The sequence below is a fragment of the Pseudomonas sp. LBUM1673 genome, assembly GCF_059695645.1.
The window spans coordinates 2,185,442-2,209,793 of sequence record NZ_CP166780.1 but is presented as its reverse complement, the minus strand read 5'-3'; the positions used below and the strand labels follow the sequence as shown (position 1 = coordinate 2,209,793).

Sequence of the window (24,352 nt, the reverse complement as noted above, 5' to 3'; positions counted from 1 at the left end):
AAGAAACCGATCAGCCGCTCAAGCTCTGGCTGTTCGCGTCCGGCGACGTCAGCGCCGACCAGCACATCGGCGCCACCACTGACCTGGTGCAGCAGCACCTGGAACGATGCCAGCAGCGTGCTGTACAACGTGACACCCGCGTCCATCGACAGCTTGCGCAGTGCGCCCGTCAAACCGCTGGTGAGCCGGAACTGCACCGCGTCACCCTCATAGGACGGCGTCAGGCCGCGCGGGTTATCCAGTGGCAACATCAGCTGCCCGCTGTAACCGACGAGCCGGTCTTTCCAGTACTCGGCCTGTTGCCCCAGAACACCTTGCTGCTCGAGCGCCTGCTGCCACAACGCGAAGTCGGAATATTGCACCTCCAGCGCCGGCAGTGGCGTCAGGTCGCCGTCCTGGGCACGGTCATAAATCTGCACCAGTTCGTTAATCAAAACCCCCATCGACCAACCGTCGGAAATGATGTGGTGCATGGCGTACAGCAACACATGCTCGGTCGGCCCCAGGTGCAGGATCCGCCCACGCAACAACGGCGCCTGTTCCAGGTCGATCGGTGTGCGGGCGTTATCCAGCGCCGCTTGCGCCACTTGCTCTTCCTGAGCACTGCGCGACAGACCGGACAAGTCGATCACCGGGAATTCCAGCTCGACCTGTTCGGCGATCAGTGCAATCGGGTCGCCCTCGTCGTCCTGGGTATAGGCGGTGCGCAACACTTCGTGGCGGCGCACCACTTCGGCAAAGCTGTTCAACAGTCGCTCGACCGACAGCTCGCCGCGCAGGCGCAGGGCCATCGGCATGCCATAAGCGGAGGAGCCGCCGGACAGTTGTTCGGCGATCCACAAGCGGCGTTGCACCAACGACAACGGTGCGCTGTGCCTGGTGCCATGGGCCTTGAGCGCCACGGAACCAGCGCCTGCCCCTGTCGTTGGCGCGTCCTGCTGCTGGCGCATCCAGGCCGCCAGATCCTTGAGCCGTGGATGGCTAAACAGGTCACGCAGGCTCAGCGGATGCGCCGAAAGTTTGCGCAAGCGCGAAACTGCCTGGGTCGCCAGCAACGAATGACCGCCACGCTCGAAGAAGTGATCGTTGCGACCGACCTGCTCCAGCTCCAACACTTCTTGCCAGACCGCGGCAATCTGCTGCTCCAGTTCCCCCTCCGGGACCACGAAGCCGAGCTGTGGCTGACGAGCATCGAAGGCCGGCAGCGCCTTGCGCTCCAGCTTACCGTTCGGACTCACCGGCATGCGCTCGAGCAGTACCCAATGCTGCGGCACCATGTACTCCGGCAGGCTTTGGCTCAGGTGTACCTTCAACGCCTGGTGCAGTTCGTTGCAAGCAGCCTCGTCGGCGCTCAACAGAACCTGACGCTGTGGCACCACATAAGCCACCAACAGCGCGCCGTCCTGGGCGATCACCACGGTTTCGCGGACCTCGTCGTGTTCGGCCAGGCGCGCTTCGATCTCGCCCAGTTCGATACGCAAACCGCGAATTTTCACCTGATGGTCAATGCGTCCGGCGTACTCGATCACCCCGTCGGCGCGGTAGCGGGCCAGGTCGCCAGTGCGGTACAGGCGCTGCCCATCACCGAACGGGCTGGTCACGAATCGCTCTGCCGTGAGCGAAGGGCGACGGTGATAACCACGGGCCAGGCCTTCACCGCCCAGATACAGCTCACCGGTCACCCCCACCGGCAGCGGCACCAGGTTAGCGTCGAGGATGTACGTGCCCAGATTGGCAATCGGCTGACCGATCGGCACCACGTCATGGCCTTCGTCGATACAGGTCCAATGGGTGACATCGATGGCCGCTTCGGTCGGACCGTACAAGTTGTACAACCCGGCGTTCGGCAACCTGGCAAACACCTGTTGCTGCGCATCCACTTGCAGGGCTTCACCGCTGCAAACGATCCGCTTCAGGCTGCGGCAGTCGCCCACCGCCGGATCCTGCAGGAACACCTGCAACATCGACGGCACGAAGTGCAGCGTGGTGATCTGTTGCGCGGTAATCAGCTCGATCAACTGTGCCGGGTCGCGGTGCGCCCCGGGTGCCGCGACCACCAGTTTCGCGCCGGTCAGCAACGGCCAGAAGAATTCCCACACCGACACATCGAAGCTGAACGGGGTCTTTTGCAGCACGGTGTCCGTGGCATCGAGGTGATAAGCCTGTTGCATCCAGCACAGGCGATTGACCAGCGCCGAATGACGGTTGGCCGCGCCTTTGGGCTTACCGGTGGAGCCCGAGGTGTAGATCACGTACGCAAGGTTTTCGCCGTCGAGTTCCAGGCTTGGGTTGGCATCGCTGCGCCCTTCCAGCCAGTCGCCATCCTGATCCAGCACCAAGCTGCGAATGCCGTCCGGGATCGGCAATTGCGCCAGCAAATGGCCCTGGGTCAGCAGCAACTGGATGCCACTGTCTTCAAACATGTAGGCCAGACGTTCCTGTGGGTATTCCGGGTCCAGCGGCACATAGGCACCACCGGCCTTGAGAATGGCCAACAGGCCCAGGACCATGTCCACCGAACGCTCGACCGCGATGCCCACCAGCACATCCGGGCCGACGCCCAGCTCGATCAATGCGTGAGCCAGTTGGTTGGCCCGGGCGTTGAGTTCGGCGTAACTCAAGCGTTGCTCACCAAACACCAGGGCGCAGGCATTCGGGGTTCTGCCTGCCTGCTCTTCAATCAGCGCATGCACGCTGCGGTTCAACGGGTAATCGATGGCGGTGGCGTTCCAGCCCGACTGTTGCTGCAGTTGCTCGGCACTCAACAGTTGTAGCTGACCCAGGCACTGATCCCCGGCCAACATCATCTGCTCCAACAGTTGTTGCAGGTGCGCGCCGATGAGCTCGATTTGCCGGTGCGCAAAACTGGCGCAGCTGTAGCTCAACAATAACGACAGGGTTTCACCCAGGTTCACGGCCAGGGTCAATGGGTAGTTGGTCTGCTCGTGATTGGCCACCGCGCCGAAACGCAGCGTCTGCGGCGCGCCTTGCTGCAACGCCTGAGAGATCGGGTAGTTTTCGAACACCAGGATGGAATCGAACAACGACTCACCGCCCTGCCCGGCCCAGCGCTGGATGTCGAACAACGGCGTGTGTTCGTGTTCACGCAGGCCCAGGTTCTGCGCCTGCACCGCTTGCAACCACTGCCCCACCGACTGCTCGGGACGCGGACTGCCGATCACCGGCAGGGTGTTGATGAACAGACCGATCTGCTGTTCCACCCCGGCCAACTGCGCCGGACGTCCGGCCACGGTAGCGCCGAAAGCCACCGTCTGCTGCCCGGTGCAGCGCTGCAACAGCAACAGCCAGGCCGCTTGCAGCACGGTGTTGACCGTGACTTTCTGCTCACGGGCAAAGGCATTGAGGCGCCGGGTGCAGGCCTCGTCGAGCACGCGTTCATGTTCGCCATGCCCCTGGGTTTCGCTGTCGTCGCTGTCCCGGGTAAACGCGCCCGCCAGGTAAGTCGGCTCATCCAGTTCAGCCAATTGAGCGATCCAGAATTGCTCATTGGCCTGGGTGTCCTGAACGGACAACCAGTCGATGTAATCGCGGAAGCGACCAGGCTGGCGGGCCGGTGCCTGCCCGCTGTAGTGCTGCAACACTTCGCCCAGCAACTGCGAGTTACTCCAGCCGTCCATCAGGATGTGGTGGCTGGTATAGATCAGGTGATAGCGGTCGTCGGCGACGCGCACCACCACCAGGCGCAGCAACGGCGCGGTATCGAGTTCGAAACCCTGTTGCCGCTGCCCGACCGTGAGGGCTTCGAGCGCCTGGGGCAGATCGCTCTGCCCGCGCCAGTCATGGAAGGTGAACGGAACGCGCAAGTGTTTGTGGACCACTTGCAGTGGACGCTTGAATTCACCGTCCCAGACAAAACTGCTGCGCAGCACATCGTGCGCATCCAGCGCCGCTTGCCAGGCGTCGCGGAAGCGCTCGACCTGCAAACCTTCGACGTCCACGCACAGCTGATTGATGTAATCGCCGGCCTGCTGCTCATAGAGGGTGTGGAACAGCATGCCTTGCTGCATCGGTGACAGCGGGTAGATGTCTTCGACCTGACATGGCGTCACGGGCAACGCATCGAGCTGGAGTTGCGTCAACCCGGCCAGCGGGAAGTCCGACGGTGTCAGCCCCTGATGCCGAGCCTGGCAGCAGTGCTCGATCAAGATCCCCAGTTCCCGGGCATAAGCCTCCGCCAATCGCGCGATAGTCGATTGTTCGAACATCTGCCCGCTGAACGTCCAGCCGATACTCAGTTCGCCGCCATACACCCGACCATTGAGGGTCAGCCAATTGTCCAGAGGCGCCAACGGACTTTGTTCGGCGCCCGCCGATTCGCTGGCCGGGGTGAACAGTGCGCCCGCCTCGTCGCCGAACCCGGCATCGAACTGGCCCAGGTAGTTGAAGGTAATGCGCGGCACGGGCAAGGCTTGCAGCGCTTGCCGGGTGCTGTCATTGCCCAGATAGCGCAGCGCGCCAAAGCCCAGGCCCTTATCGGGGATCGCACGCAGTTGCTCTTTGATCGTCTTGATCGAGTCCTGCGGGGTGGACGCCGGGGTCAGCCTGACCGGGAACAGACTGGTGAACCAGCCCACGCTGCGGCTCAGGTCGAGTTCTTCGAACAGCGCCTCGCGGCCATGGCCCTCGAGCTGGATCAGGGTCGATGCGTCGCCCGTCCAGTCCGCGATCACCCGCGCCAGCGCCGTCAGCAACAGATCGTTGACCTGCGTGCGATAGGCCGCTGGCGCCTCTTGCAACAGTTGGCGGGTCTGCTTTTTGTCCAGGCGGGTCTGCACATGCAAGGCGTGGCGGTTGTGCAACTCGCCCTGTGGTCGATCGCAGGGCAAGTCATTGCGTGAGTCCTGCAATTGCCCTTGCCAGAACGTCAGCTGAGCCTGCATCGCCGTGCTGTCGGCATGTTGTTGCAAGCGTCGCGCCCAGGCCTGGGTGGCGCTGGTCTTGGCCTGCAATTTGAGCGTCTCGCCGGCCTGCAACTGCTGGTAGGCCTGTTGCAGGTCTTCGAGCAGAATGCGCCAGGACACGCCGTCGACGACCAGGTGATGGATCACCAGCAACAGACGCTGACTGCCATCGGCCATGTTCGCCAGCACGGCGCGCAGCAGATTGCCGCTCGCCAGTTCGAGGCTGCGCTGGGCCTGCTCGCCTAATTGTTCGAGCGCCGCCGCATCGGCGACCTCGGCGGTCCACAGCAACGGCGACTGTTGCCAGAGCGCCTGTTGCTCGGTCAGGGAACGATGCTGCGCGGTCCAGTTGTCGCCCTGACGGGTGAAGGCCAGGCGCAACGCATCGTGATGGCTGACCAGTGCCTGCAACGCACGCTCCAGGTGTTGGGCGTGCAACGGTTTGGCGGACTTGAGCAGCACCGACTGGTTCCAGTGGTGCGGCTCGGCCATGTCGCGCTCAAAGAACAACTGCTGGAATGGCAGCAACGGTGTATCGCCGGTGACCGGGCCCTGATCGATGCGCAACCCGCTGTCACCGACAGTCGCCACCGCCGCGAGGCTTTGCACGTTCTGGTGCAGGAACAGATCTTTGGGGCTGAAATGGATCCCCGCCTGGCGCGCCCGGCTGACCACCTGAATCGAGATGATCGAATCGCCGCCCAGTTCGAAGAAATTGTCGCTGATACCCACCTGCGGCCGACCCAGCACGCTTTGCCAGATCTCCACCAGCGCCTGTTCGGTGGCAGTGGTCGGGGCGGTGTAAGCCTTGCTGCTGGCCGTTGTGTCGGCCTTTGGCAACGCCTTGCGTTCCAGTTTGCCGTTGGGGCTGACCGGCATTTTTTCCAGCCACAGCCAATGCTGCGGGACCATGTAGTCCGGCAATGTCTGGCCCAAGTGTTCCTTGAGGCGGCGCTGCACGGCGTTGCGAACGTCATCGTCGGCCTGCAGCAGTGCGTCGCGGGCCGGCACCACATACGCCACCAACAGCGTGCCGTCCTGGGCGATGACCACCGTTTCACGGACTTCGTCGTGTTCGGCCAGGCGCGCTTCGATCTCGCCCAATTCGATGCGCAGGCCACGGATTTTCACCTGATGGTCCATGCGCCCGGCGTATTCGATCACCCCGTCGGCGCGGTAACGCGCCAGGTCGCCGGTGCGGTACAGACGCTGGCCGTCACCGAAGGCACTGGTGACAAACCGCTCGGCGGTCAGCGCTGCACGGCGGTGATAACCACGGGCCAGACCTTCGCCACCCAAATACAACTCGCCGATCACGCCCACCGGTACCGGCGACAGCTCGTGATCGAGAATGTAAGTGCCCAGATTGGCAATCGGCTGGCCAATCGGCACGCTGTCGCGACCTTCGTCGATGCACGTCCAGTGCGTGACGTCGATGGCCGCTTCGGTCGGGCCGTAGAGGTTGTACAGCCCGGCATTGGGCAGCTTGGCAAACACTTGCTGCTGCGCATCCACTTGCAGGGCTTCGCCACTGCAGACGATCCGGGTCAGGCTGGTGCAATCACCCACCGAAGGGTCTTGCAGGAACGCCTGCAACATCGACGGCACGAAGTGCAGCGTGGTGATGTGTTGCGCGGTGATCAGTTCGATCAACTGCGCCGGATCACGATGAATACCCGGCGTGGCCACCACCAGTGTCGAGCCGGTCAACAGCGGCCAGAAGAACTCCCAGACAGACACGTCGAAACTGAACGGCGTTTTTTGCAGCACACTGTCCGTGACGTCGAGTCGGTAGGCCTGTTGCATCCAGCACAGGCGATTGACCAGCGCCGAATGACGGTTGCCCGCCCCTTTCGGTTTGCCGGTGGAGCCCGAGGTGTAGATCACATAGGCCAGGTTTTCCCCATCCAGGTCGATGCCCGGGTTGGCATCGCTGCGCCCTTCCAGCCAATCGCCGTCCTGATCCAGCACCAGGCTGCAAATGCCTGCCGGGATCGGCAATTGCTCAAGCAAGTGGCTCTGGGTCAGCAACAGCTGAATGCCGCTGTCTTCAAACATGTAGGCCAGGCGTTCCTGCGGGTATTCCGGGTCCAGCGGCAGATAGGCACCGCCAGCCTTGAGAATCGCCAACAAGCCCACGACCATTTCCACGGAGCGCTCGACCGCGATGCCCACCAGCACATCCGGGCCGACGCCCTGCTCGATCAGCGCATGAGCCAGTTGGTTGGCTCGGCCATTGAGCTCGGCGTAGCTCAAGCGTTGTTCGGCAAACACCAATGCACAGGCATCCGGGGTTTTACCGACCTGTTCTTCAATCAGCCCATGCACGCTGCGGTGCAACGGGTAGTCGACGGCGGTGGCGTTCCAGTCGACCACCGTCAGTTGCTGCTCCTGGTCATCGAGCAATGCCAATTGCCTGACCGGACGGTTGATGTCCTCGACCAGGCCCTGCAACAGAGTCAGCCAGTGCCGGCCCATGCGCTCGATGGTCGATGGATCGAACACATCGGTGGCGTAGGTCAGCGATGCGTGCAGGCCTTGCGGGTTATCACTGGTATCCAGGGTCAAGTCGAACTGCGCGGAGTGGTGTTCCCAACTGAGGTTTTCAATCTCGATGCCCGGCAAGGATTCGGCCAGGGTTGACGCCGATTCACTGCGATGGTTGAACATCGCCTGGAACAGCGGGCTGTGGCTCAGGTTACGTTGCGGTTGCAAGGCGTCGACCAACTGCTCGAACGGCAGGTCCTGATGCATCTGCGCCGCCATGGCCGTCTGCTTCACCTGTTGCAGCAATTGCGCGCCCGTCAGCTGGCCGTCGAACTCGGCGCGCAGCACCTGGGTGTTGACGAAGAAACCGATCAGACGCTCGGTTTCCAGGCGGTTGCGGTTGGCAATCGGCACACCAACGCGGATATCGGCCTGGCCACTGTAGCGATGCAGCAAGGTCTGGAACGAGCCGAGCAACAGCATGAACAGGGTGACGTTTTCGCGCCGGGCCAGTGCCTTCAGGCCATTGCTCAGGGATTCGTCGAGGGTGATCGGCAGACGTGCCCCGCGGAAACTTTGCTGCGCCGGGCGCGGATGATCCAGTGGCAACTCCAGCAGCGGCTGTTCGCTGCCCAGCTTTTCGGTCCAGTACGCCAATTGCCGATCCCGCTCGCCGGCGGCCATCCATTGACGCTGCCAGACTGCGTAGTCGGCGTACTGCAGCGGCAACGCCGGCAGTTCGGCTGGCCGGCCCTGGCTGATCGCCGAATACAGACTCATAAGGTCATCGATCATCACCTGCAACGACCAGGCGTCGGAGACGATGTGGTGCAGGGTCAGCACCAGCACATGATCCTGTTCGCCAACCTGCAGCAGGACGAAGCGCACCAACGAGCCGTCGAGCACATCGAACGGACGTTGCGTCTCCTGCTCGACGAAAACCTTGATGCTCGCCTCATCGCTGACGGCCAGCCGCTGTTCGACAAAGCTCACGCGACCTTGCGGGCGGATCACCTGCCAGGTCCGGCCATCTTCTTCGACAAACGCCGTACGCAGGCTTTCGTGGCGCTCCACCAGCGCCTGGAAGCTTTGTTGCAGTGCGTTTTTGTCCAGCTCGCCACGCATCCGCAGCGCGGTCGGGATGTTGTAGGCGGCGCTGTCGGGGTCCATTTTCCACAGGAACCATTGACGCTCCTGGGCAAAGGACAGCGCCAGCGGTTGGTCACGATCGACCCTGGTCATCGCCGGCGACTGCTCGCCGGGTTCGGCGCCCAGTGCCTGGACGAAATCCTGCAAGGTGCTGTGCTCGAACAGGCTGCGCAACGGCACCTGGATGTCCAGCACCCGACGCACCCGCGACACCACTTGGGTCACCAGCAGGGAATGCCCGCCCAGCTCGAAGAAGTTGTCGGTCAGGCCCACGCGATCCAGCTTCAGCACGTCTTGCCAGATCGCGGCGACCTGCTGCTGCCGTTCGCTCTGCGGGGCGACATAACGCGCCTGCAACTGGCTCGCATCCACCGCCGGCAACGCCTTGCGATTGAGCTTGCCGTTAGGCGTCAGCGGCAGACTGGCGAGGAACAGCACATGCGCCGGGACCATGAATTCCGGCAGGCATTCCTTGAGCCGCGCCTTGAGTTCATCGCGCAGAGACTGCTGATCGTCGATGGCATCAAGGTCCAGTTGCGGCGCAACGACATAAGCCACCAGTTGCTGGCTGCCCAGGGCTTCCTGCGCCAGCACCGCCACTTCGCGAACCGCTGGTTGCTCCAGCAAACGCGCTTCGATTTCACCCAGTTCCATGCGGAAACCGCGGATCTTCACTTGGTGGTCGATGCGCCCCAAGTATTCGAGCACGCCGTCGTGACGATGGCGCGCCAGGTCGCCGGTGCGGTACAGCCGCGCACCGTTGCCGAACGGGTCGGGCAGGAAGCGTTCGGCGGTCATCGCCGCACGGTCGTGATACCCACGGGCCAGGCCGTCACCACCGATCAGCAACTCGCCAATGGAACCCGCCGGGTTCGGCGCCAGATCGTCGCCCAAAATGTACAGCGTGGTGTTGGCAATCGGTTTGCCGAGGTACGGCTGGCGCTGCTCGCGGGTCAGCTGCCAGGCCGCCGACCAGATCGTGGTTTCGGTCGGGCCATAAAGGTTCCAGACCTGCCCCGCCAGGCCCAGCATGCGCAGGGCCAGATCATCGGCCAGCGCTTCGCCGCCGCAGAGGAATTTACAGCCCTGGAGGATGGGAGCCTGTTCGTGGTCGAGCAACATGCGCCAGGTCGACGGCGTGGCCTGCACCACCGTGACCGCCTGTTGCCGGATCATCTCCAGCAGCGCTTGTGGATCCTGGGCGGTCTGCTTGTCCACCAGCACCACACGGGCGCCACTGAGCAGCGGGCCATAGATTTCCAGGCCGAAAATATCGAACGAGAACGTGGTCAGCGACAGCATGCGGTCCCGGGCATCAATGCCCGGCTCCTTGACCATGCTCACCACAAAGTTCACCAGCGCCTGATGGCGCACCATCACCCCTTTGGGCTTGCCGGTGGAACCGGAGGTGTAAATCGCATACGCCAGGTGTTCACCGCTGATCGCTACCTGCGGATCGGTTTCGCTGTAACCGCGAGCGTGCTCGCCTTGCGGGTCGAGCAACAGGGTCTGCACGCCAGCCGGAATCGGCAACTGCCCGATCAAATGTGCCTGGGTCAGCAGCAGTTGCAGACCGCTGTCTTCGATCATGTGCGCCAGACGGTCTTCAGGGTACTGCGGGTCCAGCGGCACGTAGGCACCGCCCGCCTTGAGAATCGCCAACAGACCAACGAGCATTTCCAGGCTGCGGTCGATGGCGATACCAACCAATTGATCCGGGCCGACACCCAGTTCGATCAGCCGATGCGCCAGTTGGTTGGCCTGTCGATTGAGCTGTGCATAACTCAACGATTGCCCGGCGAACACCAGCGCGGTGGCCTGTGGCGTGCGCAGGGCCTGGGCTTCGATCAGCTGATGGATGCAGTGGTCGGTCGGGTATTCGGCGGCGCTGCGGTTCCAGTCCACCAGCACCTGCTGTTGTTCGGCTTCGTCGAGCAGGGCCAGTTCGCCCACCCGCTGCTGCGGATTGGCAACGATGCTACCCAGCAGGTTTTGCCAATGCCGTGCCAGACGCTCGATGGTCGCGCCATCAAACAGGTCGGTGGCGTAGGTCAGCTGTGCGCCGAGGCCCTCGGGGCCGTCGAACGTTTCCAGGGTCAGGTCGAATTGTGCGGTGCGCGACTCCTGATGCAAGTGGCGGATCGTCAACGCTGACTCGCCCGTGCCCTGCCGGCTTTGGGTGGCGCCGGTGCTCTGGTGGTTGTACATCACCTGGAACAGCGGGCTGTAACTCAGGCTGCGCTCCGGCTGCAAGGCCTCGACCAGTTGTTCGAAAGGCAGATCCTGATGCGCCTGGGCGGCCATCGCCGTGTGCTTGACCTGGGCCAATAGCGCGCTGAACGTGGCCTGTGCATCGAACTCGGTCTTGAGCACCTGGGTGTTGACGAAGAAGCCAATCAGCCGCTCGGTCTCGACCCGGTTGCGGTTAGCGGTCGGCACGCCGACGCGGATGTCGGCCTGGCCACTGTAGCGATGCAACAAGGTCTGGAACGACGCCAGCAACAACATGAACAGCGTGACGTTTTCGCTTTTGGCCAAGGCTCTCAGGCGCTCGCCCAGTGCCGGCGGCAACGCCAGTTCATGACGGGCGCCACGCAGGCTCTGAACCGCCGGACGCGGGTAATCGGTGGGCAGTTCCAGCACCGGATGCTCGCAGCCCAAGTGCGCCTGCCAGTAGCCCAGTTGCCGCTCGCGCTCCCCGGCTTCCATCCAGTGCCGTTGCCAGATGCCATAGTCGGCGTACTGAATCGACAACTCCGGCAAAGTGAGTTCGTAGCCCTGGCGGTAGGCGTCATACAGTTGCAACAGCTCATCGACCATGACCCGCATCGACCCGCCATCCGAGGCGATGTGATGCTGGGTCAAGGTCAGCACGTGCTCCTGCGCGCCAAGGCGCAACAGGCTGACGCGCAACAGCGGTCCGTTGACCAGATCGAAAGGCTGCCCGGTCTGTTCAGCCACGAATGCCTGAGTTTGCGCCTCTGGCGACAGGGCATCGGGGGTTTTATCCAGTTCGTGCACGGCGACGGTCAGGCGCATGTGCGGATGAATCACCTGCACCGCCCGCTCATCCTGTTGCTGGAATGTGGTGCGCAGGCTTTGATGACGCGCAATCAGGGTATTGAAACCGCGCTCGAGCGCCGACACGTCGAGTTCGCCCTGCAACTGCATGGCACTGGGGATGTTGTAGGCGGCGCTGTCGGGGTCCATCTGCCAGAGAAACCACTGGCGTTCCTGAGCGAAGGACAGCGGCACCGGATCGAACTGCGACTGCGTTTCGGGAATCGGCAGGTTCGCCGGCGAAACACCCTCCTCGAGCATCTTCTGCAGATAGACCCTGCGCTTGTCGAGCGGCAAAGTAATGAAGCGCCGGGCGATCTTCAAAGCGACATTGGTATCCATCAAGCTTCCTCCATTTCGTCAAGCAGAGCGTCCAGCTTGCTCAGTTTCAACGTATCGACCTGCTCACCTGCGGTTGCCAGACTGCTGACGAAATCCGTGAGTACGGGGTGTTGAAAAATCAGTTGTGGGGTCAGTTTCAGGCCCAGTTCCAGCTGCAGGCGTGAAACCACATTGACGGCCAACAACGAGTGGCCGCCCAGTTCGAAAAAGTTATCCAGCAAGCCGACCTGCTCGATTTGCAGTACGTGCTGCCAGATCGCTGCAACCTGCTGCTCCCGCTCGCTCTGCGGGGCGACATAACGCACCTGCAACTGGCTGGCCTCCACCGTCGGCAACGCCTTGCGGTCGAGTTTGCCGTTGGGCGTCAGCGGCAGGCTGGCGAGGAACAACAGGTGCGCCGGGACCATGAATTCCGGCAGGGATTCCCTGAGTCGCGCCTTGAGTTCGTCGCGCAGAGACTGCTGATCGTCGGCGGCATTGAGATTCAGTTGCGGCGCGACCACGTAGGCCACCAGTTGCTGACTGCCCAAGGCTTCCTGAGCCAACACCGCCACTTCGCGGACCACCGGTTGCTCCAGCAGGCGCGTTTCGATTTCACCCAGTTCGATGCGGAAACCGCGGATCTTCACCTGGTGGTCGATCCGCCCTCGGTACTCGAGCACGCCATCGGCCTGATAACGGGTCAAATCGCCGGTGCGGTACAGGCGCTCGCCATTGCTGGCGAACGGGTTCGGCACGTACTTCTCGGCCGTCATGCCCGGCCGGCCCAGGTAACCCCGGGTGATGCCGGCGCCGGCCAGATACAGCTCGGCCGACACGCCCAGGGGCACCGGTTGCAGGTCCGCATCCAGCAGGTAACTGGCGGTGTGCTTGAGCGGCCGGCCAATGTTCGCCATGCCACCCGCCTCACGACGGGTCCAGGTGGAATAGGTGGTGTCTTCCGACGGGCCGTAAAGGTCGTAGACATGCTCCACGGTCTGTTGCCCATAAAGCGCGTCGACCAGCGACTGCTTCAGCGGCTCACCAGCGAGGTTGATGATGCGCACGCCCGGCGGAATCTGCCCGGCGCTCTGCAACGCATTGATCGCCGATGGCACGGTGTTGATCAGGCGCACCTGATCCCGGGCCGGCAATTGCGGCAACTCCATGGCGTTGCGGGCGATAATCAGCGAACCGCCGTTGGCCAGGGTGACAAACAACTCCCACACCGACAGGTCGAAGCACACCGACGTCGAGGCCAGCACCCCTTGAATCTCGTCGCGGCTGTACACCGATTGCGACCAGTCGATCAGCGCCAGCACGTTGCGATGGGCGATGGCCACGCCTTTGGGTTTGCCGGTGGAGCCGGAGGTGTAGATCACGTAGGCCAGGTTATCCGGCGTGACACGGGTGACCGGGGCGCTGCGCGGATAATCCGCCAGTTGCGGCTCGATCCGGTCCATCAGCAGCACTTGGGTTTGCGCAGTCACGGGCAGCGTCGCGGCCAATGCCCGTTCGGTCAACAGCACCAGGGCGCGACTGTCTTCGAGCATGTAGGCCACGCGGTCGACCGGGTAATCCGGGTCCAACGGCACGTAGGCACCGCCAGCCTTGAGCACCGCGAGCAGCGCTACCAGCAGGTTGTCCGAGCGCTGCATCGCCACGCCGACCCGCACTTCCGGCCCCACGCCCAATTCGATCAGCTTGTGGGCGAGACGGTTGGCGCGGCCATCGAGCTCGGCGTAAGTCAGCTGTTGAGTGGCGAAGGTCACCGCCAGCGCGTCCGGTTGGGCGGCGACTTGGCGGTCGATCAACTGGTGAATGCACAGGTCCTGGGCGAAACCTTCATCGCTACGGTTCCAGTCCAGCAAGACCTGTTGCTGTTCGGCTTCATCCAGCAGCACCAGCTCACCGAGGCAGCGTTCGCCGGCGTCGATCATCTGGCTCAACAGGTGCTGCAAATGAGCCGCCAATTGCGCCACAGTCCCTGACGCAAAACTGCCGCGCTGATAGCTGAAATGCACCGACAGCTGAATGTCGAGGCTCACCAGCAGGGTCAGCGGATAGTTGGTCTGCTCGACACTTGCCACCGGACCAAAGCGCAGCCCTTGCGGGGCGCCCTGCTCCAGGGCCTGGGCAATCGGGTAGTTCTCGAACACCAAGATGTTGTCGAACAGCGCGTCACCACCCTGCCCGGCCCAGCGCTGAATGTCGAACAGCGCAGTGTGTTCGAACTCACGCAATGCCAGGTTTTGCGCCTGCACCGCTTGCAGCCAGCTGTTGAGCGATTGCTCGGCCCGAGGGCTTGCGATCACCGGCAAGGTGTTGATGAACAGACCGATCTGTTGCTCGACACCCGGCAAGTCGGCCGGACGACCGGCGACCGTCGCGCCGAAGGCCACGGTGTTTTTACCGGTGTAGCGTTGCAGCAGCAGTAACCAGGCCGCCTGCACCAAGGTGTTGACGGTGACTTTCGAGGCCCGGGCAAACTCGCCCAGACGCCGGGTCTGCTCGGCATCCAACACCTGGAAATGATCGCCATAACCTTGGGTTTCGATAGACACTTGTGGCTTCGCGACGGTCTGGGCCAGGCGCGTCGGCTCGTCCAGCGCGTGCAGCGCCGGGGTCCAGAACGCTTCGCTGGCCGCCGTGTCCTGGTGTTGCAGCCAGGCGATGTAATCGCGATAACGTCCGCTGTGGGTGGCGTTGAATTGACCGCTGTAACGCTGCAGCACTTCGCCGAGCAACTGCGAGTTGCTCCAGCCATCCATCAGGATGTGATGGTTGGTGTAGATCAGGTGATGACGGTTGTCGTCGATGCGCGCAATCACCAGGCGCAACAAGGTCGGCGCACTCAAGTTCAGGTGTTGGCGCTCAGTGTCGGCGAGCGTCTGCAACGCCTGATCGTGTTGTGGATGCGCACGCAAATCATGCAGGCTGTAAGGCATCTGCGCGTGTTTGCTAACCACTTGCACCGGGTTTTCCAGCTCGCCCTGCCAGACAAATCGTGTGCGCAGAATGTCGTGGGCATCCACGGCCGCTCGCCAGGCCTGATGGAAACGCTCGGGGTCGAGCCCTTCGACGTCCAGGCGTATCTGGTTGATGTAATCGCCGGTGGTTTCTTCGTACACGGCATGGAACAACATGCCCTGCTGCATCGGCGACAGCGGATACAGGTCTTCGATCGACTGCGGCGTCAGCGGCAAGCCGTCCAGTTGTGCCTGGCTCAAGCGCGCCAGGGGGAAGTCCGACGGAGTCACACCGTGCTGCCCGGCCTGGCAGCAATGGGCGATCAGCGCTTGCAGTTCCTGCGCGTAATCGTCGGCCAGAGCTTGAATGGTCGCCTCATTGAACATTTCACGGCTGAAGGTCCAGCCCAGGTTCAGTTCGCCGCCATACACCTGACCGTTAAGGGCCAGTTGGTTAGCCAATGGAGCGTTGGCATCGAGTTCATCACCCGCCGCTTCGCTGGACGGTACGAACAACGCGCCGTCGGCTTCGGTGAAGCTGCCGTCGAACTGGCCCAGGTAGTTGAAGGTCAGGCGCGGCACCAGCAATTGGCTGAGGGTTTCACGTGCCGCGTCGTCACCCAGATGGGCCAGCGCACCAAAACCGATGCCCTTGTTCGGGATCGCGCGCAGCTGTTCCTTGATCTGTTTCAGCGAGCCGCCAAGGTCAGCGACCGGCGTCAGTTTCGCCGGGTACAGGCTGGTGAACCAGCCAACGGTGCGGGTCAGGTCGACGCCGTCGAACAGCTCTTCACGGCCATGGCCTTCGAGCTGGATCAACGCGCTGTCGGTACCGGTCCAGCGCACCATGACGCGGGCCAGTGCGGTCAGCAGCAAGTCGTTGACCTGGGTGCGATAGGTCGCTGGGGCATCTTGCAGCAGTTGCCGGGTCAGTTCCTTGTTCAGTTGCGTGCGCACCGTCAATGCGTGCCGGTTCTGTTGCCCGCCCTGGGGATTATCCGCCGGCAACGCCACGTCGGCGCCCTGCAACTGCTGTTGCCACCAGGCCAGTTCGCTGCGCAGCTCAGCACGGCGGGCATAGGTTTGCAGGTGCTCGGCCCAGACCTTGGACGCACTGGTTTTGGCTGGTAATTGCAGGGTTTCGCCGGTCAACAGTTGACGGTAGGCAGTTTGCAGATCGTCAAACAGAATCCGCCACGATACGCCGTCCACCACCAAATGGTGGATCGCCAGCAACAGTCGCTGACTGCCGTCATCGAGGTTCGCCAGCACCGCGCGCATCAGCGGCCCGTCTTGCAGGTTCAGGCTGCGTTGCGCTTCGTTGGCCACCGCTTCCAGTGCCGTGGCGTCGGCGACGTCGACCGCCCAGACCATCGTGTCGGCCCGGCTGTCCAGCGGGCGATACCGCGCCTGCCAGCCCTCGGCCTGTTCGACGAAGCTCAAACGCAAACCATCGTGGTGCGCAACCAGTGCGCCCAACGCCTGCTCAAGCAGCGCAGCGTCGAGGGGTTGCGTCGGCTTGAGCATCACCGCCTGGTTCCAGTGTTGACGCTCGGGGATGGCCTGTGTGAAGAACACCTGCTGCACCGGCAACAACGCCAGTTCGCCCGTCACCGGCCCCTGATCGATGACCTGGGCCTGTTCGCCAAGCCGCGCCACCGTGGCCAGAGCCTGAATGGTCTGGTGCTGGAACAGGTCTTTCGGTGTGAAGCGGATGCCGGCCTGACGGGCGCGGCTGACCACTTGAATCGAGATGATCGAATCGCCGCCCAGCTCGAAGAAGTTGTCGCTCAAACCGACCTGATCGAGTTTCAGCACGTCCTGCCAGATCGTCGCCAGTTGTTGCTCCAGTGCGCTTTGCGGCGCCACATAGGCTTGCTGCAATTGACTGACGTCCGGTTTGGGCAGGTTCTTGCGGTCGAGTTTGCCGTTGGGGGTCAGCGGCAGGCGCTCAAGCAGCAGCAAATAAGCCGGCACCATGTGCGCCGGCAGCGCGACTTTGAGTTGTTCGCGCAGGCTTTCGGCGAAATCGACGCGCTCGGCATTGAGCGCGTCGGCCACCACATAAGCCACCAGGCGCTTGCCGCTGCCGGCAGTGCCTTCCTGGGCGACCACCACGGCTTCGCGCACACCTTCGAGGGCTTGCAGGCGCGCTTCGATTTCTCCCAGTTCGATGCGGAAACCGCGAATTTTCACCTGATTGTCGATGCGATCCAGATAGTCGAAAGTGCCATCGGCCCGCTGACGCACCAGGTCGCCGGTGCGGTACAGCAGGCCACCGACAGCGCTGAATGGATCGGCGACAAAGCGTTCCGCCGTCAGCCCCGGACGGTTCAGGTAACCGCGGGCCAGGCCGGTGCCGCCCAGGTACAGCTCACCGGCCATGCCTTGGGGCAGCAGGTTCAGGTCGGCGTCCAGCACGTAAGCGCTGCGGTCACCAATGCGACTGCCGATCGGCGCATAGGCCGCGCCGCACGGCTCCTCGCGCCCGGCCTTCCAGATCAACGGCGTGACCACGGTTTCGGTCGGACCGTAGCCGTTGATGATGTAGTCCGGATCGAGCGCACGCTTGACCCGCTCGAAACTGGCGTTGGGCACGGCATCGCCGCCGAAGCAGTAGATCCGCACCTTCGGCGGGTTGCCTTCACGCTCGGCATGTTCGGCCAGTTGTTGCAGATAAACCGGCGGGAACGCCACCACCGTCACGCCGTGTTCGCGCATGGCGTTGTAGGTCTGTTCCGGAGTCCAGAGGCTGTCGTCGCGAATCAGCAGCGAGGCGCCGTGGGTCAGGCTGGTCAGCCAACGCTCGTGGGCACCGTCGAACGCGAAGGACATGAAGTGGAATTCGCAGTCGCTGTCACGCATTTCATAGCGTTCACCGATGGCCTGGCAATGCATCGCCAGCGGGCCATGGGCGACGCTCACGCCTTTGGGGTTACCGGTGGAACCGGAGGTGTAAATGACGTAAGCGAGGTTCTGCGGATCGAGCTGCACCTTGGGCGCATTGAGGGATTGGCCACGGAGGCCGAGACGGTCGAGCTCCAGCACCGGGACCGAATCCTCCACCGGCAACTGCGCAGAAACAGCAGAATCGGTCAGCAACAACGCCAGCCCCGAATCCTCAATCAGATAGGCCAGGCGTTCACGCGGGTAGCTGGTGTCCAGCGGCACGTAGGCACCGCCGGCCTTGAGCACCGCCAGCAACGCGACGATCACCCCTTCGCTACGCGGCAAGGCCACGCCAACCCGGCTTTCCGGGCCGACACCCCGCGCGATCAGGGCGTGGGCCAACTGATTGGCGCGTCGGTCGATGTCGCCATAGCTGAAACGCTGGCCGGCGAAGATCACCGCCGTGCGCTCCGGGCGCTGGGCGGCGAGTTCGGCGATACGTTGGTGAACGGCGATGTTCACCGGGTACGGTTGCGGCTGGTTATTGGCCTGTTGCTGCGCCAGTTCGGCGGCGCTGGCCAGGGCGATTTCACCGAGATTGCGCTCGGCCGACTCGGCAAATTGCTCCAGCAGTTGCAGCAGGTGCGCACTGATGCGCTCGATCGCCGGCGTGGAGAAATGCGCCCGGTCGAAGCTGTAATGCAGCGCCAGGGTCTGGCCCAGCGTCACGGCAACGCTCAACGGATAATGGGTTTGCTCAAGGTTGGCGACGTCGCCGAACACCACGCCTTGCTCCGCGCCCTGTTGCAGCGCCTGGGCAATCGGGTAGTTCTCGAACACCAGAATGTTGTCGAACAGTGCCTCGCCACCCCGCCCGGCCCAACGCTGAATGTCTGCCAGCGGTGTGTGCTCAAACTCGCGCAGGCTGAGGTTTTGCGCCTGTACGGCTTGCAACCAGTGGCCGACGCTCTGGTCCGGACGCGGTGCGCCGATCACCGGCAAGGTATTGATGAACAAGCCGACAGCTTGCTCGATGCCAGGAAGATCCGCCGGGCGACCAGCCACTGTGGCACCGAAGGCCACGGTTTCGTGACCGGTGTAGCGTTGCAGCAACAGCAGCCACGCGGCCTGCACCAGGGAGTTGAGGGTGACTTTCTGTTGCCGGGCAAACGCTTCAAGGCCTTGAGTGCGACTGACCTCCAGGGTCTGGAAGTGATCGCCGTGCCCGCTCAGGGTTTCGTTGCCGGACACCACCCGGGCCAGCCGGGTCGGCTCTTGCAAGGAGGCCAACGGCCCGCTCCAGAAGTCCTGGCTCAATTGCGCATCCTGACGCTGCAACCAACCGATGTAATCGCGATAGCGCCCGACGGAGGACACCGGCGCGCGACCGCTGTAACGCTGCAAGACTTCGCCGAGCAACTGCGAGTTGCTCCAGCCGTCCATCAGGATGTGGTGATGGGTGTAAATCAGGTGCCAGCTATCGGCCGCGGTTTGCACCAGCACCAGTCGCAGCAACGGTGCCTGGCTCAGGTCGAACCCTTGTTGGCGTTCGGCATCGGCCCGTTCACTCAGGGCCTGAACCTGATCGCCACGCTCACGCCAGTCCAGCACGGTGAACGGCAGCTGAACCTGTCTGTGGACAATCTGGACCGGTTGCTCCAATTCGCCCTGCCACACAAAGCCTGTGCGCAGGATGTCTTGAGCATCGACAGTGGCCTGCCAGGCCGCGCGGAAACGCTCGGGTTCGATGCCTTGTACATCCACCCGCAGCTGATTGATGTACTCACCCGCCGCCTGCTCGTACAGGGTGTGGAACAACAGCCCCTGCTGCATCGGCGACAACGGATAGAGGTCGTCGAGTTGCCCGACGGCCACCGGCAATACATCGAGTTGCGCCTGGGTGATGCGCGCCAGCGGGAAGTCCGACGGCGTGGCCTGTGGAGCCTCGAGGGTGCAGCAATGTTCGATCAACCCGTTGAGTTCTGCGGCGTATTGATCGACCAACTGCTGGATGGTCGCAGTGTCGAACATCTGGCGACTGAAGCCCCAGCTCATCGACAGCTCACCGCCGTACACCTGGCCTTCAACCGTTAGCCAGTTGGCCAACGGCGCCGACGGATCCTGGGCCGCGCCACTGCCTTCGCTGGACGGCACAAACAGCGCCGCCTCGTCGAACTGACGGTCGAACTGCCCCAGGTAGTTGAAGGTGATGCGCGGTTGCGGCAGGGCCGCCAGTGCGGCGCCAATTTGCGGATCGGCCAGGTAGCGCAGCACGCCGTAGCCCAGACCTTTGTCCGGTACCGCGCGCAGTTGCTCCTTGACCGTTTTGATCGATGTACCGAGATCGCCGGCCGGGGTCAGGTTGACCGGAAACAGGCTGGTGAACCAGCCGACGGTGCGGGTCAAATCGATGTCGTCGAACAGGTCTTCGCGGCCATGCCCTTCGAGCTGGATCAGCGTGCTGCCCTGCCCGGTCCAGCGGCATACGGCCCGCGCCAGCGCGGTCAACAGCAGGTCATTGACCTGCGTGCGATACGCCGCCGGCGCCTGTTGCAGCAGTTTGCGGGTTTGCTCGGTGTCGAAGGTGAGTTCGACTTTCTGCTCGAAACGGTTTTGCAGTGCGCCGTCAGGGCGCTCGCACGGCAAGTCGTTTTGCGGTGCATCACGCAGTTGGGCCTGCCAGTAATCGACACTGTTCTGGAACGTGGGCAGATGGCTTTGCAGGCGCGCCACCCAGCGTTGGTAGGAACTGGTTTTCGCCGCAGCGGCCAGCGTCGAGCCGTCGCGTACCTGACTGTAGAACTGCTGAAGATCCTCCAGCAACACCCGCCACGAAACACCGTCCACCGCCAAGTGATGAATAGCCAAGAGCAGCCGTTGCGTACCGTCAGCCATGTCAACCAACAACGCTCGCAGCAATGGGCCGTGACTCAGATCAAGACTGCGCTGGGCTTCGTCGCACAAGGCATTCAGTGCTTCGACCGATTGCGCCGAGCGTTGCCACAACACCGACTCGCTGGACGCCGCGCCATAGGCCTGCTGCCAACCGACGTCGGTCCTTTCATAACGCAGACGCAAACCGTCGTGATGCTTGAGCAACTGCGCCAACGCTTGATCCAGCGCCCCGGCATCCAGCGTTTCGCGTGGGACCAGCAACAACGACTGGTTCCAGTGATGACGCTCAGGTATGGCTTGCTCGAAGAACCAGTGCTGCACCGGCGCCAGGGCCACCGCGCCAACGGCCGGGCCTTGATCGATCAGGTTCTGCTCACCGCTGCGGGCCACTTGCGCCAGGCTGCGAATGGTCTGGTACTGAAACAAGTCTTTGGGGCTCAACACGATGCCCGCCTGACGCGCGCGGCTGACCACCTGCATCGACACAATGGAGTCACCGCCCAGTTCGAAGAAGTTGTCTTCCAGGCCGACGTTGTCGATGGCCAGGACGTCCTGCCAGATCGCTGCCAGGGACTTTTCCAGCGCCGTGCGTGGCGCCACGTGTTCGCGTTGTTGCTGGCTGCCGTCGACCGCAGGCAAGGCTTTGCGGTCGAGTTTGCCGTTGGGCGTCAACGGCAATTGTTCGAGGAACAGCAGATACGCCGGGACCATGTAGTCCGGCAAATGTTGGCGCAGGGCGGCTTTCAGGGTTTCACGCAGGCTCGCTTGAAGATCGGCATCACCCGCTAACACTGCGGCATCGGTTGGCACGATATAGGCGATCAGTTGCTGACCGCTGACGCCGTCCTGAGCCAACACCGCCAGTTCGCGTACCGCGTCCTGCTGCAACAGCCGCGCTTCGATCTCACCCAGTTCGATCCGGAAACCACGGACCTTGACCTGATGGTCGATGCGACCGACGTATTGCAGCGCGCCGTCGGCCTGATAACGAGTCAAGTCACCGGTGCGATACAGACGCTCGCCATTGCTGGCGAACGGGTTCGGCACGTACTTCTCGGCGGTCATGCCCGGCCGGCCCAGGTAACCGCGGGTGATGCCTGCGCCGGCCAGGTACAGCTCGGCCGATACACCCTGAGGCACCGGTTGCAGATCGGCGTCCAGCAAATAGCTGGCGGTGTGCTTGAGCGGTCGACCGATGTTGGCGATGCCGCCGGCCTGGCGGCGAGTCCAGGTGGAATAGGTGGTGTCTTCCGATGGACCGTAGAGGTCGTAGACGTGCTCGAGGGTCGGCTGCTGATACAACGCGTCCACCAGGCTCTGCTTCAGCGGCTCACCGGCGAGGTTGATGATGCGCACGCTCGGTGGAATCTGTCCGTCGCGCTGCAGCGCATTGATCGCCGAGGGTACGGTGTTGATCAGGCGCACCTGATCCCGGGCTGGCAGTTGCGGCAGTTCCAGGGCGTTGCGGGCGATGATCACCGAACCACCGTTGGCCAGGGTGACAAACAGCTCCCACACCGACAGGTCGAAACACACCGAGGTCGACGCCAGCACACCTTGAATGTCGTCGCGGCTGTACACCGACTGCGACCAGTCGATCAGCGCCAACACGTTGCGATGGGCGATGGCCACGCCTTTGGGTTTACCGGTGGAGCCGGAGGTGTAGATCACATACGCCAGGTTATCCGGCGTGACGCGGGTCACCGGCGCGCTGCTCGGGTAAGCGCCCAGCCACGGCTCGGCGGTGTCCATCAGCAGCACTTGGGTGCCCGCCGTTACGCTCAATGTTGCAGCAACAGCCTGCTCGGTCAGCAATACCCGCGCGCGGCTGTCGTCGAGCATGTAGGCCACTCGTTCGGCCGGGTAATCCGGGTCCAGCGGCACATAGGCGCCACCGGCCTTGAGCACCGCGAGCAGCGCCACCAGCAAGCTGTCGGAGCGCTGCATCGCCACGCCGACCCGCACTTCAGGGCCCACGCCCAACTCGATCAGTTTATGGGCCAGACGGTTGGCCTGAGCGTCGAGTTCGGCGTAGGTCAGTTGTTTGGCCGCGAAGGTCACCGCCAGCGCGTCCGGCATGGCCGTAACTTGCCTGGCGATCAGTTCATGGATGCACAGATTGTCGGCGAAACCTTCGTCGGCGCGGTTCCAGTCATGGACGATGCGCTGGTATTCCGCAGTTTCAAGCAGCGGCAAATCGCTGATGCGCTGCTGGCTGTCGCTGACCATACCGTGCAACAGATGGGTCCAGTGCCGTGCCATGCGGGCGATGGTCGCCGCATCGAACAGGTCATTGGCGTAGGTCAGCGCGGCGTGCAGTGTGCCGGCCTTTTCATAGGTATCCAGGGTCAGGTCGAACTGGGTGGTGCGCCCTTCCCATTCGATCACGCCCAGTTCCAGGCCCGACGCGGTGGTCACCGTGGAAATGTCCGCCACTTGTGGCTGATGGTTGTACATCACCTGGAACAACGGCGTGTGACTGAGGCTGCGCTCCAGCTTCAACGCTTCCACCAGCCGCTCGAACGGCAAGTCTTGATGGGCCTGGGCGCCGAGGGCGGTTTCCTTGATGTCACTGAGCAAATCCGCCACACGGGTCTGGCCGTCGAGCCGGGTGCGCAGCACTTGGGTGTTGACGAAGAAACCGATCAGGCCTTCGATTTCACCGCGGTTGCGGTTGGCGATCGGCACGCCGACGCGGATGTCGGTCTGCCCGGTGTAACGGTGCAGCAACGCGTTGAACGCACCGAGCAACAGCATGAACAAGGTGATGTTGTGTTTCTGCGCGGTGGCACGCAGTTGCTCGGCCAGTTGACCTTCGACGCCGAACTCATAGCGCGTGCCGCGATAGCTGGGCATCGCCGGGCGCGGATGATCGGTGGGCAGTTCCAGTACCGGATGATCAAAGCCCAATTGGGCTTGCCAGTATTCCAGTTGCCGCGCCTGCTCCCCGGCTTCCAGCCAGCGGCGTTGCCACAAGGCGTAGTCGCTGTACTGAATCGGCAACGGTGCGAGCTGCGGTTGCGCGCCCGCATCATGGGCGTCGTAGCAGCGGATGAATTCGTCGATCAACACATTCATCGACCAGCCATCGGAAACGATGTGGTGCAGGGTCAGCAGCAGCACGTGCTCCTGCTCAGCGAGCTTGAGCAGCTTGACCCGCAGCAGCGGCCCGACGGCAAGGTCGAACGGCAGCAACGATTGCTGCTGGGCGGCCTCGGCCACGGCCTGCTCGCGCTCAAGGGTCGGCAACGCGCTGAAATCGACCTGCTCGATCACCAGCGGCGCACTGGTCGGCGCTTGTTGTAGAGTTTGTTGCAGGGACTCGTCGGCCTGACGCTGGAACACCGTGCGCAGGGTTTCATGACGCCCCACCAGGCTGGCGAACGCCTGCTCCAGGGCCGGCAGGTTCAACCGCCCGGTCAGGCGCACCGCGCCCGGCAAGTTGTAGGCGCCGCTGTGCGGGTCCAGTTGCCAGAGAAACCACATGCGCTGCTGAGCGTAGGACAGCGCTTGCCGGTCCTCGGCCTCGACCCCTTGCGGAATCGGAAAACGGGCGAACTCCACGCCCTCCTTGTGCAAGGCCGCAAGGAACATCTGGCGCTTTTCCAGGGGCAACCCGATAAACCGGCGAGCAAGTTTCAAGGAGTCTTCAGCATTCAT

At 63.0% G+C, this 24,352-nt stretch carries 2 protein-coding genes (1 of these 2 only partly in view); both read right to left on the bottom strand.

The features are described 5' to 3' along the window. A protein-coding gene (locus ACA044_RS09995) for a non-ribosomal peptide synthase/polyketide synthase (protein ID WP_497446205.1) crosses the window boundary here: on the bottom strand, positions 1-11,960 show its 5' portion. 1,570 nt of this gene lie to the left of the window's left edge; 11,960 of the gene's 13,530 nt are visible here — the first part of the coding sequence; the start codon lies at positions 11,958-11,960; its stop codon lies off the left edge, out of view. After that, positions 11,960-24,352, bottom strand: a complete 12,393-nt coding sequence (locus tag ACA044_RS09990) for a non-ribosomal peptide synthase/polyketide synthase (RefSeq protein ID WP_497446204.1) — start codon at positions 24,350-24,352, stop codon at positions 11,960-11,962. The genes ACA044_RS09995 and ACA044_RS09990 overlap by 1 nt, the downstream gene beginning before the upstream one ends.

What these genes read in the sequence shown, in the direction of transcription:
- ACA044_RS09990 (WP_497446204.1), bottom strand. Translation starts at nt 24,352, where the DNA reads ATGAATGCTGAAGACTCCTTGAAACTTGCTCGCCGGTTTATCGGGTTG.